This is a genomic window from Rhodococcus sp. NPDC060090, from assembly GCF_042729855.1.
GTDB lineage: Bacteria > Actinomycetota > Actinomycetes > Mycobacteriales > Mycobacteriaceae > Rhodococcus.
The window spans coordinates 68,782-81,167 of sequence record NZ_JBHWXB010000007.1 but is presented as its reverse complement, the minus strand read 5'-3'; the positions used below and the strand labels follow the sequence as shown (position 1 = coordinate 81,167).

Annotated in this window: 9 protein-coding genes and 1 pseudogene; 8 read left to right on the top strand and 2 right to left on the bottom strand. The window is 65.8% G+C overall.

Features of this window, described 5'->3' with window-relative positions:
• Nucleotides 1–45: 45 nt before the first annotated feature.
• Nucleotides 46–573, top strand: coding sequence for a hemerythrin domain-containing protein (locus ACFWCF_RS11475; protein WP_378561048.1), 528 nt, complete (start codon nucleotides 46–48; stop codon nucleotides 571–573).
• A gap of 15 nt (nucleotides 574–588) precedes the next feature.
• Here the strand turns inward: ACFWCF_RS11475 and ACFWCF_RS11470 are convergent, their stop codons facing one another.
• Nucleotides 589–1,170 (bottom strand): TetR/AcrR family transcriptional regulator, encoded by a 582-nt coding sequence (locus ACFWCF_RS11470; protein ID WP_378561045.1) that lies wholly within the window; start codon nucleotides 1,168–1,170, stop codon nucleotides 589–591.
• 148 nt (nucleotides 1,171–1,318) lie between these two features.
• Between ACFWCF_RS11470 and ACFWCF_RS11465 the strand changes: the two are divergent.
• The 7 genes and pseudogenes from ACFWCF_RS11465 (at nucleotide 1,319) to ACFWCF_RS11435 (ending at nucleotide 10,695) form a co-directional block, all read left to right on the top strand.
• Nucleotides 1,319–3,105: pseudogene (locus ACFWCF_RS11465) on the top strand (multicopper oxidase family protein).
• On the top strand, nucleotides 3,102–4,262 hold the full coding sequence (locus ACFWCF_RS11460) for an alpha/beta hydrolase (RefSeq protein ID WP_378561042.1): 1,161 nt from the start codon (nucleotides 3,102–3,104) through the stop codon (nucleotides 4,260–4,262). Before ACFWCF_RS11465 ends, ACFWCF_RS11460 begins: the two are co-directional and overlap by 4 nt.
• Complete coding sequence (locus tag ACFWCF_RS11455) at nucleotides 4,259–5,536, top strand: oxygenase MpaB family protein (protein ID WP_378561039.1); 1,278 nt, start codon at nucleotides 4,259–4,261, stop codon at nucleotides 5,534–5,536. Before ACFWCF_RS11460 ends, ACFWCF_RS11455 begins: the two co-directional genes overlap by 4 nt.
• A 42-nt stretch (nucleotides 5,537–5,578) precedes the next feature.
• A complete protein-coding gene (locus ACFWCF_RS11450) occupies nucleotides 5,579–6,634 on the top strand; it encodes a lipocalin-like domain-containing protein (RefSeq protein ID WP_378561036.1) in 1,056 nt (351 codons plus the stop codon).
• Entirely contained in the window at nucleotides 6,631–7,932 is a 1,302-nt protein-coding gene (hmgA, locus tag ACFWCF_RS11445) for a homogentisate 1,2-dioxygenase (protein ID WP_378561033.1), read from the top strand. The genes ACFWCF_RS11450 and hmgA overlap by 4 nt, the downstream gene beginning before the upstream one ends.
• A gap of 9 nt (nucleotides 7,933–7,941) precedes the next feature.
• Nucleotides 7,942–9,426 carry an aldehyde dehydrogenase family protein gene (locus tag ACFWCF_RS11440; RefSeq protein ID WP_378561030.1) on the top strand — a complete coding sequence of 495 codons (1,485 nt, stop codon included), beginning with the start codon at nucleotides 7,942–7,944 and terminating at the stop codon, nucleotides 9,424–9,426.
• Between the two features lie 24 nt (nucleotides 9,427–9,450).
• The gene (locus ACFWCF_RS11435) at nucleotides 9,451–10,695 is read left to right on the top strand and encodes a CaiB/BaiF CoA transferase family protein (RefSeq protein ID WP_378561027.1); all 1,245 of its coding nucleotides are present in this window, start codon (nucleotides 9,451–9,453) and stop codon (nucleotides 10,693–10,695) included.
• Nucleotides 10,696–10,729: 34 nt separating this feature from the next.
• Here ACFWCF_RS11435 and ACFWCF_RS11430 read toward each other — a convergent pair whose 3' ends face one another.
• Nucleotides 10,730–12,214: an aldehyde dehydrogenase family protein gene (locus ACFWCF_RS11430; protein WP_378561024.1), complete on the bottom strand. Its 1,485-nt coding sequence runs from the start codon at nucleotides 12,212–12,214 to the stop codon at nucleotides 10,730–10,732.
• Between the last annotated feature and the right edge of the window lie 172 nt (nucleotides 12,215–12,386).

Here is a 12,386-nt window from a genome sequence, read left to right as displayed (position 1 = left end):
CACCCCGCCGCACGCCCATCGCGGCGCCACCGAGAGGAGCCGTCCATGAGTACCGACCAGGTCGTCGTTGCCACCAGCGCAGCAGAGGATGCGCGTGCTGTAGATGCCGTCAAGAGCCACCACAGCGAACTCGCGGGACGCATCGCGATCCTCAGCGAGGCATTGCTCGACGCTGCCTCCACCGGAAAAGATGTCGACGCACGACGTCGTGCGATGGTCGACTACCTCACCGGTACCGTGCTGCCGCACGCAACTGCGGAAGAACGCGCGCTCTACCCTGCGGCGGCCGGCCGCCGTGAGGCGAAGCTGCTCGTCGAATCCATGATCGCCGTGCATCGTGTCCTCGGCGGTCTCGTCGACCGGATTGCGAAGGAACCCGATCCGGTGCGTGCAGCTGCGGCCGCGTACGCGTTGAGGGTGGTGTTCGAAGCGCACCTCGTCGACGAGAACGACCGGATCCTCCCGCTCGTCGCCGCAGATCCGGACGTCTCACTGGCCGGTATTCTGGACGGTATGCACGAACTGCTGGGCGCGAATGCGGAACCGGAGGGCGACAGTCACGCGTGCGCCTGACTCGAATTTCGGCGGCTACATCCGCGTGAGGATCGCGACGAGGTCCTGGATCTCGTCGGCCGTCGGTGTGGTGAGGTTGTCGCGACCGTAGACGAAGCCGATACCCGCATACACCAGGGTGCCTGCGCGGATCCGCGCTTCGCGGTCGTCGAAACCCAGTTCACGAAAGGCGTTCTCGACTACCGACATGATGCGCTGGTCGAGGGCTCGCACGGATTTCGCTACCTGCGGGTCGGTGCGCGCCCAGTCGCGTATTGCCACCTCGGTGGCCCAGGCCCGGTCCTCGACGAGTGTCGCGCCCATGTGCGCGAGACGGTCGCGGACGGGCATCTCTTCGATACTCGTCAGTCCGCGCAGCGTGTCGTTGTCGTGCGAGCAGTAGCGGGTGGCGATGGCATGCATCAACTCGTCGATGTCGGTGAAATGCCAGTAGAAGCTGCCCTTGGTGACACCGAGGTCGGTGCACAACCGTGCGATCTTCACCGCGTTGCGGCCCTCGGCGACAAGCAGTTGCAGACCCGCGTCGGTCCAGTCGTCGAGCGAGAGCCGCGGCCGGCGGGTGGAGGCGGGTTTCTTCTTCTCCGATTGCCGAGTCACGACCACTTCTCCTTGTTCTGCGCTGGTGCGAGATTACACGTCGGGTAATGAGATGGGCGCATTGACCAAACCGTACCGTATGGTACTGTGAGGGCCGTCACGATCCGTCGTGTTCTTGTCAATCTGGGTGGGATCGACACGAAAGCGCATGATGCAACGAATCAGTCGCAGAACACTTCTGGCCGGAATGACTCTGGGGGCAGGCGGGGGAGCATCACTGGTGTTCGGCGGCGGACGGGCCGTTGCCGAGGGGCCTGGCATTCCGAATCCGCTGCTGTTTCATTCGCCGCGACTCGAACCGTTCGTCGATGAACTGCCCGTACTCCCGCGTATCGACAGTGCGACGGTGTCGATCGATGCCACGACCACATCGCACAGCTTCCACCGCGACCTCGCCCCGGGCCCCGCCCTCGCCTACGGCGACCGCAGCTATCTCGGACCCGTCGTCGTCGCCAGGCGCGGGCGCGAAACCACGATCGACTACCGCAACCGCATCGCGTCGCACCCCTTCGCCGCCGACTTCGACACCTCACTGCACGGGCTCTCCGAACACGACCGCACCGCGGTGCCCACATCGATGCACCTGCACGGCGGCGTCACGCCGCCCGAGTTCGACGGACACCCGAAGCAGATCTCGCGCCCCGGTCAGGGCTACACCTACCGGTTCCCGAACCGGCAGGAGGCCACCACGATGTGGTACCACGACCACGCGATGGCCGTCACCCGGCTCAACGTCTATGCCGGTCTGGCGGGGCTGTATCTGCTGCGCGACGAATACGACACCGGCGAGCCCGGCAACCCACTGGGCTTGCCCACGGGCGCACACGAACTCGACCTCGTCCTGCAGGAAAAGATCGTGAACAGTGACGGCACACAGAGCATCCGCTCGACACCCGTCGTTCCCCAGGGACGATGGGAAGGCGGAGCCGTCGGCGACGTGGGCGTCGTGAACGGCAAGATCTGGCCCGAAGCCCGCGTCGACCGCGGCCTGTACCGCATGAGACTGCTCAACGCGGCCTCGTTCAGCGTCTGGGATCTGCACTTCTCCGGCGGTATGCAGTTCTGGGTGATCGGGATGGAAGGCGGCCTGATGGATGCCCCGTTCACACTGGCCGCGTGCGGCTTTCGCCGGGTGAACGTGTCGATATCCTCGTCGATTTCGGTGCCCTCGAACCCGATTCGACGGTCGAACTGCGCAACACCGAACCTGCCGCGCCGCAGGCCGCGCAGATCGGTGCGGTCCTGATGCCGGTGTTCATGCGCTTCCGCGTCGGGACGCAGCGAGGTTTCGCCGGCCCCGTCCCGGAGACACTGCGCGGCGGGCGTGGGCAACCCCCGGTGGTGGGTCCGATCCCGGTGCCCCAGACGATACGCAACGTGTCGCTGAGCCAGCCGTCGGATGTTCGACTGCCTCCGTCGATCATGTCGCTCAACAACCTCACCTTCGACAGCGACGACATCGAGACACCCCGGCAGGGCGCGATCGAGCAGTGGAACATCGTCAACGCCACCCCTGACCCGCACCCGATCCACCTGCACCTCGTGACCTTCCGCGTTCTCGGGCGCCAAGCGATCAACACCCTCGCGATGTGCGCGCGGCATCCGCAGGGGCCGCTCGGTATCAAGTGGACTCCCGACGCCGACCCGTTCGTCGTCGAACCGCTTCGCGGCCCCGAACCGTGGGAGACGGGTTTCAAGGACACGGTGATCTGCGATCCGAACTCGGTCACGCGCATCGTGGTGCGCTTCCCGACAGCCGAGGAACTCGGCTTCGACCCCGACGCGACCTTTTCTCCTGTGGTGCACACGTTCGACGACCACGCGCATGTGATGCCGCACCACGGTGACGGTGAACTACAGGGATACGTGTGGCACTGCCACATCCTCGACCACGAAGACCACGACATGATGCTCGAATATCGGACGGTGCCATGACTTATGAAGTAGTAGACCACTTCCAGCGCATTCCCTACGAACCCGCGTCCGACGGCCGCGTCGAGATGCACTCAGGGCTGAGCAGGCACTATCCGACCCTTCACGGAAACCTGGTTGCCACACCGGGATATTCACGCAAGGTGGGCGTGATCATGTGTCACCCGGCATCGAATTTCCTGAGCCACTTCCTGCTCCGCGCGATCGCGAATGCAGGCATTCCCGCGATGGGGCTCAACACCCGATACGCATCGAACGAACCGGCTCTGATCATGGAACGCGCGACATTCGATCTCGGCACCGGCGTGCGCTGGATGGCCGAGGAACTGGGCTTCGAGAAGGTTGTGCTGCTCGGCTTCAGCGGCGGCGGCTCGCTGGCGTCGTTCTATCAGTCGCAGGCCGAGAACCCCACTGTCACCGAGACACCGGCCGGCGACCCGGCGTCCTTCCCCGACGCGAAGCTGCGTCCCGCCGATGCGGTGCTGCTCGTCGGCGCACACCCCGGACGCGCACGAGTACTGCGGCACTGGATCGACGGCGCGGTCCTGGACGAGGCAGACCCGTACCGCGTCGACCCGGAACTCGATCTCTACGCACCGGGCAGGGCCGCACCGCTCGACCGTGACTGGGTTGCCGGCTACCGCGACGCGCAGCTTGCCCGCATGCGCCGCATCGATGCGTGGGCGCTCGACCAGCTCGACGAGATGGACCGGACCGGTGCATCCGACCGAGGATTCGTCGTGCACCGCACTGTGGCCGACCCGCGCTTCGTCGACATCACCCTCGATCCCAGCGACCGCGAGCTCGGCAGCATGTACGGCGACCCGGCCGCCGCGAACACCGCAGCGGGCGGCCTCGCTCGATTCGTGACGGTGCGCAGCTGGCTCAGTACATGGAGCTCCGACCGCACCAACGCCGACGCCCTCGAAGACCTGGTGCACGTCGACGCACCGGCAATGGTGATGAGCCTGCTCGGCGACCAGGCTGCGTTCGCGGAGGATTCGCGCCTGATGCACCAGGCGCTGGGCGGAGACACCGAACTGATCGAGATGCGCGGACTCAATCACTACCTGGTGGACCAGCCGGGTGGCCTCGACGACGTCGTCGGCCGCATCACCGGCTGGATCCGCCGCACCGTTCTCGAGGAGGCAACGCCATGACCGGGACACTCGACGCGAGGACGATCCCACCGGCACAGGACCGCTGCCCGAGTCGATTTCCCTATTGGCAGGCCGTCGAGCGTCCGGGCGTGGCGCGGGTCCGGAACCTCATCCGCAAGGTCACGGGTTTCGACATCCTGCACGACGACGAGACGGCCCGTGCTCTGTGCAACGATCTCTTCAGCGGCGACCCCACCGCGGAACGGTTCGTCGGGCAGGTCTATCACGGCGATCTCGGCCCGAAGAAGACGCGGGAGTTGCTCGACGCGGCGCTGACCGACGGTATCGATACCGTGCCGGATGCGCCGGAGGCGATGAAGGCGCTGTTCGAGGAGTTCGAGACCGTCCCCGGCTGGGTGCAACCCGAACTCGTCGAAGAAGGCGCGAAGATCTGGCGGCGCTGGGGCACAATGCTGTTCAGCTTCGCGGGGGCCGAAACTCTCGAAATCTACACGGAATCCGCTGTCGCGACCCCGTTGTCGCTCGCCGGCGGCTACGCGGGCGACAACGCTCTGCGCCGCTACCTCGAGACGTGCCGATTCTGGTGCAACGTTTCCGAGCCAGGCGCATTGCTCACCCCCGGATCGGTCGGGCGCGCAACGGCACTCAAGGTACGTGTGATGCACGTGTCGGTGCGCGACCGGGTCGCGAAGCATCCCGAATGGGACGAGGAGAAATGGGGGCTACCGATCAGCCAGACCTACATGCTGCTTACCCTCATCGCCGGCAGCCTGACTCCGGGCCTCGCCCTGTGGACCCTGGGCTATCAGACGACTCCGCGAGAGATACGCGCGCTCATCCACTTCCAGAAGTACATGGGGTACCTGCTCGGCGTGCGCATCGACTGGTATCCGGAGACGATCGGCGACAGTATCCGCACGCTGCTCACCACCGTCGTGTCCCGTTCCTACGATTCGGGCGATCACGGTAAGGAGCTGATCGAGTCGTACCCGAAGGCGTTCGCGCCCCGCGACGGTCAGCGGGGACGCAAAAGACTCCGGGCGGCATACAACTTCCGGATCAACTCGGTCTACTCGGCGATGTTCATGGGTCCAGGTACGCGTCGCAAATATTCGATGCCGACGGTCATTCCGTGGCTCGTCATTCCGATCGTGAGGTTCCCGCTCATCACCGCGATGGAGTTCGCACGTCGTGTCCCCGGGATCGCCGACGTACACGAGAAGATCATGGTCGCGCATCGCGAGAACTGGTACCGCGCCCAGATGGACGGGCGAGAAGCACAATTCGACGCCAGTGGCGCACTACGGCGCTGACTACCCACATACGGCGCTGAATCCACATACACCGGAGGAACAATGGCGGCACTGCAGATCGTCGAGGCCTGGAACGGTCCCGGAAGGCGCGACGGAGAGATCACCCAGGTTGTCCCCAGCGACAACGGTGCTCACCCCTCGACCGACAAGCACGCATTCGAACACTGGTACTTCGACGCGCATCTCGACGACGGCCGCATCGTCGTCGCGATGCTGCAGACCCGGGAGCTGGTGCACCGCAAACCCGGTGTCGAGATCCACGTCTACAGCGCCGATGGTGAGCGCCGGACGGTCGTCGAACAGTATTCCGACGCGGATCTCACCGTGTCGGCGGAGCGGTGCGACGTCGAGGTCGGTCGCAGCTTCGCGAAGCTGACGGGCGAAGAAGACGGGCTGCCCGTCTATCGCGTGTCGGTGACCGAGGAGGATCTCGCCTTCGACCTCACCTTCACGGCCGAGGTGCCGCCGTGGATGCCGGGACGCGGACAGACCAGCTACAACGACCGCGAGTTCTTCGCGTGGGTCGTCGGCGCACCCCGCGCACGTGTCGCGGGGACGGTGACGGTCGACGGCGTCACCACCGAGGTGACGGGCCGCGGCTACCACGACCACAACTGGGGCGTGGGCGACATGAAGCGGATCATCTCCAAGTGGTACTGGGGCCGCCTCTACACCGAGGACTTCTCCCTGGTCTACGCGATGGTGCAGACCCAGAAGAAATACGGGACGCACTGGTCGCAGCCGGTGATGATCGCGCACGGGCGAGAAGTGGTCCTCAGCAACGGTGAGGTCGAGATGACGGAAGGCCCCGCGGTCTACGACCCGGTCGCCGATCGAACCTATCCGTCATGGTTGCGGATCACGGTCGCCGATTCACTCGAGCTGACGCTGACGGTTCGTGAGATCGTCCACGCCCACAATCTCCTCGAGGACATTCCCGTCGCGTCGAGCAAGCTCGTCAAGCCGCTCGTGCACTGGCTCGTCGGTCGTCCGGGCTACTTCCGGTTCCGTTCCGATTTCACCATGACCGTCACCATCGACGGCGAACAATACGATCGTTCTGGTTCGACCTTGCACGAGATGGTAGCCCTGACATGACGGTCGACCTCGAGTACCTGCACGGGTTCGGCAACGAACACCACAGCGAAGCGGTCGAGGGAGCGCTGCCGTGGGGGCAGAATTCGCCGCAGCGAGCCCCGTACGGGCTGTACGCCGAGCAACATTCTGCAACCGCGTTCACCGAGCCGCGTGAGATCAACACGAGGAGTTGGACCTACCGGATCATGCCGTCGGCCGCGCACAGGCCGTTCGAGCGGATCGATGACCGCGGCTGGGTGTCTGCACCGTCGACCGCCACGGTACTGACTCCGAACAGGCTGCGGTGGGATCCGCAACCTGCGCCGCCCGCCGGGGTCGATTTCGTCGACGGCATCACGACCTACGCCGTCAACGGCAACGTGCACGACCGGACGGGCATTGCAATACACATGTATGCGGCGTCGGCATCCATGACCGATCGATACTTCGCCGACGCCGACGGAGAGCTGCTGCTCGTCCCGCAAGAGGGCGGGCTGCTGCTGTGCACCGAATTCGGGAGGCTCGCGATCTCGCAAGGGGAGATCGCCGTCGTCGGACGGGGTGTGCGGTTCCGGGTGGAACTGCTCGACGGCACGGCCACCGGGTACGTCTGTGAAAACTACGGAGCCGCCTATCGACTGCCCGAACTCGGTCCGATCGGCGCCAACGGGCTCGCTCATGCGCGCGACTTCCTCTACCCCACAGCGTGGTACGAGGATCGTCTCGGGCCGGTCGAGCTGGTACAGAAATTCGGGGGTCACCTGTGGGCCACCGAACTCGACCATTCGCCGCTCGACGTCGTCGCGTGGCATGGAACGCACGGCGCCTACAAATACGATCTGTCGCGCTTCAACGTGATGACGACGGGAGGGTGGGACCACCCCGACCCGTCGATCTTCACCGTCCTGACCTCGCCGACGCCGGTCGCCGGACAGGCCAACGTCGACTTCTGTGTCTTTCCCGACCGATGGGTCGTCGGCGAACACACCTTCCGGCCACCGCATTTCCACCGCAACGTGATGACCGAGTTCATGGGGCTGATCCGCGGTCGACACGATTCGAAGGCCGAAGGCTTCGTGCCCGGCGGAGCCTCGCTGCACAACCAGTGGGGCGCACACGGACCCGACCGCGAGACCTTCGATCTCGCGTCCGCTGCAGAGCTGGCGCCGGTGAAACTCGAGAACACGACGTCGTTCATGTTCGAAACCCGCCTCGCCCTCGCCGTCACCGAGAGGGCACTGTCTGCATCCCATCGTCAACCCGACTACGACTCGTCGTGGGCCGGACTGGAACGTCGCTTCACCCCACCCTCGAAATAGGAGCCCTTCATGACCGACACTGCAGCTCCCGTCACTCCGGCTCCGGTGGTTCTGCCGGAACCGCTGCTGCGCATCGGCGGCCGGGCGGTCCCCTCCCGGTCCGGCGCGCAGTTCTCGTCGATCAACCCGGCGAACGAAGAAGTGGTGGCCGAAATCGCACGCGGCGGCGCCGACGACATCGATGCCGCCGTCGACGCCGCCCGCGACACGTTCGACTCGGGTGCGTGGTCGCGGATGGCGGGCGCCGAGCGGGGCAGGATCCTCTCCCGCGCCGCCGATCTCATCGAACAGCATGCGCCGGAGCTGTCGGCGCTCGAAACCGCGGAGATGGGCAAGCTGTACGCCGACACCGTCGCGGGCGACATCCCTGCCGCCGCTGCATCGTTCCGGCACTACGCGGGCTGGGCCGACAAGATCGCCGGTGAGGCGATGATCCTGCCGGACGTCGGGCCGCAGCACCGTTTCGGTTTCACCCTCCGTCAGCCGCTCGGCGTGGTCGGTGCGATCACGCCGTGGAACAACCCGACCGTGGTCGCGGCGTGGAAGATCGCTCCGGCGCTGGCGGCGGGCTGCTCCGTCGTCGTCAAGCCCGCGGAGGACGCCTCCCTCGCCGTGCTGAAGCTCGCCGATCTGCTCGCGGAGGCGGGCGTGCCCGACGGCGCGTTCAACGTCGTGCCGGGTCTGGGGCCTGAGGCGGGGGCCGCGCTTGCCTCACACCAGGGCATCGACAAGATCACCTTCACCGGCAGCCCCGCCGTGGGCAAGACCATCACGTCGCTGGCGGGGGAGAAGTTCCGCAAGGTGACCCTGGAGTTGGGCGGCAAGGCCCCGCAGCTGATCTTCCCCGACGCCGATCTCGAGGCATCACTGCCGTGGATCGCGATGGGCAACTTCTACCACCAGGGCCAGGTGTGCGCCGCGGGCACCCGCGTGATCGTGCACGAATCCATCGCCGACCAGGTCATAGAGGGACTCGTCGAGTTCGCGCGTAGCGCAGTGATCGGCGACCCGTTCGACGCCGGTACCACCCAGGGCACCATCGTCAACCGCAAGCAGCTCGACCGTCTCCTCGGATACATCGAGAAGGGCCGCAGCGAGGGGGCGGAGCTGCTCACCGGCGGCGCCCGCGTGGGGGAGAAGGGCTTCTTCGTGCAGCCCACCGTGTTCCGCGGCACCAACGATCTGACGATCGCGCGCGAGGAGATCTTCGGGCCGGTCGCCACGGTCATCACGTTCAAGACCACCGAGGAAGCGGTGCGGCTCGCGAATGCGACCCAGTACGGTCTCAACGCCTTCATCTTCAGCCAGAATCTCTCCACCGTGCACAGTGTGATTCCGCAGCTGCGGGTCGGAACGGTGTGGGTCAATGGCTGGGGTGTGCCCGATCCGGCACTACCCTGGGGTGGTCGGGACGCCAGCGGCATCGGGCGTGAGCTCGGACGCAGCGGTCTCGAGGCGTTCACCGAGGAGAAGACGGTTCACCTCGGTTACTGATCCCGGACAGAAATGGAACACCGAGTGACTGACGCGGATACGCAGAACGAGTCGGCGGAGAAGGCCGGCTCCACAGGTGCACTCGGGGAGATCAGAGTGCTCGAACTGGGCACCCTGATCGCCGGGCCGTTCGCCGGGCGGCTGCTCGGCGACATGGGCGCCGACGTCATCAAGATCGAGGACCCGACGCGTCCCGACCCGCTGCGCACCTGGGGGCAGGGCGAGCGGGACGGTCACCGGTTCTTCTGGACCGTGCACGCACGCAACAAGCGGTGCATCACCCTCGATCTCCGATCACCGGACGGGCAGGACCTCTTCCGCCGGCTGGTCGCCGAATCCGACGTCGTCGTCGAGAACTTCCGTCCCGGCACCCTCGAGAAGTGGGGACTCGGCTACGACGTGCTCTCCGAGGTCAACCCGGGCATCGTGCTCGCACGGGTCTCCGGATACGGGCAGACCGGGCCCAAGGCCTCGCACGCCGGATACGCATCGGTCGCGGAGGCGGAAAGCGGTCTGCGGCATCTGAACGGCTACCCGGGGCAGGCTCCGCCGCGCCTCGCACTGTCCCTCGGCGACACGCTCGGCGGCATGTTCGCGGTCCAGGGCGTGCTTGCGGCGCTGCTGAGCCGCGAACGCACGGGTCGCGGGCAGATCGTCGACGTCGCGTTGACCGAGGCGTGCCTCGCGGTCCAGGAGTCGGTCATCCCCGACTACGACGCTGCCGGGGTGGTGCGCGGCCCATCCGGCACCCGCCTCGAAGGTATTGCGCCGTCGAACCTGTATCGGACCTCCGACGACATGTGGATCATCATCGCCGCCAACCAGGACACCGTCTTCCGGCGTCTCTGCACAGCGATGGATCGTCCCGAACTGGCCGACGACGCGAAGTTTGCCGACCATCTGGCACGCGGCGCCAATCAGGACGAGCTGGACGATCTCATCGGAGCGTGGGCAGCGAAGTGGCCGCTCGCCGAGCTGCTCGAACATCTCTCGGAGTCCGGTGTCGTTGCCGGGCCGGTCAATACGGTGGCCGAAGTGGTCGCCGACGAGCAGTTCCAGGCGCGTGACATGCTGGTACCTCATCGCGACGAACGCACCGGCGCCGACGTTCTCGGACCCGGTGTGGTGCCGCGCCTGGCGGACACTCCGGGATCGGTGCGTCGCGCCGGCCCGCCGATCGCCGGTTACGACAACGCCGCCGTGTACGGCGAGCTGTTGGGCGTGACCGAGGACGAGCGGGCCGATCTGCGCGAACGCGGTGTCATCTAGCAGCGGTGTCGTCCGAAGGGATTCGGCTCCTCGTTCAGCCCGGCAGTCCGATCGTCTTGATCTCGAGGTACTCCTCGAAACCCTGCGTGCCGTTGCGCCTGCCGAGACCGCTCTGTTTGGTGCCACCGAACGGGCTCGTGATTCCGAAGAAGGATTTTCCGTTGACGGTGACACTGCCGGTACGCATGCGCTGTGCGACGGCCAGCGCCCGATCGTTGTCGGCGCTGCTCACCTCACCGGACAGTCCGTAGATCGAGTTGTTGGCGATCGCAACGGCCTCGTCGTCGGTGTCGTAGGCGGTCACGGTGAGCACCGGGCCGAAGATCTCCTCCTGCGCGATGCGGGAGTCGGGATCGACGTCGCCCAGCAGCGTCGGCTGGGTGTAGTAGCCCGTGGGCAGGTTCTCCGGAATGCCACCGCCGGTGATGAGGGTCGCGCCGGATTCGACACCGTCGGTCATCAGGCCGAGCACCTTCTGACGCTGGGTTTCGCTGATCTGCGGGCCCTGCATGTTGCCGGCGACCCACGGGTCGCCCACCGGGAAGGATTCCATCGTGGCTTTCAGCACCGCGATGCCTTCGTCGTAGCGGCTGCGCGGTAACAGGATCCGGCTGGGCAGGATGCAGCTCTGCCCTGACATCACGCACGCCATCACGGCCGCCATGGGAAGGGACGCGCTGAGGTCGGCGTCGTCGAGCACGATGTGGGCCGATTTTCCGCCGAGTTCGAGCATCGTCTTCTTGACCGTGGGTGCGGCAGCCGCCAGGATCGCTCGTCCGGTCGCTGTCGACCCGGTGAACGTGATCATGTCGACCCGCGGATCTGCCGACAACGCCGCGCCCACCTCGTTGGCGTTCGACAGCACGACGTTGAAGACGCCTGGCGGAATATCGGTCTCCTCGGCCACGATCCGTCCCAGTTCACTCCCGGACCACGGGGTGAGCTGCGCCGGTTTGAGTACGACGGTGTTGCCTGCCATCAGAGCCGGCATCGTCTCGGCGACATTGAGATAGAACGGCACGTTCCACGGGGTGATTGCGCCGACGACCCCGACGGGGTCGAAGTGCAGGAGCCGTCGCGCCGGACCCATCACGGTGGAGTGCATTCCCGTGTCCTGCAGATAGTCGAAGCTCCGGCCGTATTCGGCCCAGTGCTTCACTTCCTCGATCGGCTCTTCGATCTGGCTTCTGGTGACCCCGATGGGGCAACCGACTTCCGTCACAACTATCCGCCGCAGGCGCTCCATGTTCCTCGTGAGTGCCTCGTGAAGCTGGCCCAGGCAGTGGTAACGGAATTCGACGTCGCGTGACCATTCGGTCGTGTCGAATGCACGGCGGGCGGCGCCGATAGCGCGTTCCATGTCGGATACCGTGCCGTCGGTGGCTCTGCCGACGACTTCTTCATTGCCGGGATGGATCACGTCGAATGTTGCGCCGCTGCCGGTGTGTTGAAGTTCGCCGTCGATCAGCATGCGATCGTCGCCGGCCAATATTCCGGTGTCGTCCTGTACTGACGTCATCTCGCTCCGTTCGGTTGTACGCGTTCGGGGGCTTGCCAATGTTGCGACATCAAGACGGGGAATCGGTCGCGAGACTATACGGATGTCATCGATGGCGAGGTGATTCAGCGAAATCGTCGAGACACGGTCGCGACCGCCATCAGGGCACACGTGTGCCCTGGTGACGGTGCCT

Bases quoted from the DNA above. Each gene is read 5' to 3' on its own strand.
- ACFWCF_RS11475 (WP_378561048.1), top strand. From the start codon at position 46: ATGAGTACCGACCAGGTCGTCGTTGCCACCAGCGCAGCAGAGGATGCG.
- ACFWCF_RS11460 (WP_378561042.1), top strand. From the start codon at position 3,102: ATGACTTATGAAGTAGTAGACCACTTCCAGCGCATTCCCTACGAACCC.
- ACFWCF_RS11455 (WP_378561039.1), top strand. From the start codon at position 4,259: ATGACCGGGACACTCGACGCGAGGACGATCCCACCGGCACAGGACCGC.
- ACFWCF_RS11450 (WP_378561036.1), top strand. From the start codon at position 5,579: ATGGCGGCACTGCAGATCGTCGAGGCCTGGAACGGTCCCGGAAGGCGC.
- hmgA (WP_378561033.1), top strand. From the start codon at position 6,631: ATGACGGTCGACCTCGAGTACCTGCACGGGTTCGGCAACGAACACCAC.
- ACFWCF_RS11440 (WP_378561030.1), top strand. From the start codon at position 7,942: ATGACCGACACTGCAGCTCCCGTCACTCCGGCTCCGGTGGTTCTGCCG.
- ACFWCF_RS11430 (WP_378561024.1), bottom strand. From the start codon at position 12,214: ATGACGTCAGTACAGGACGACACCGGAATATTGGCCGGCGACGATCGC.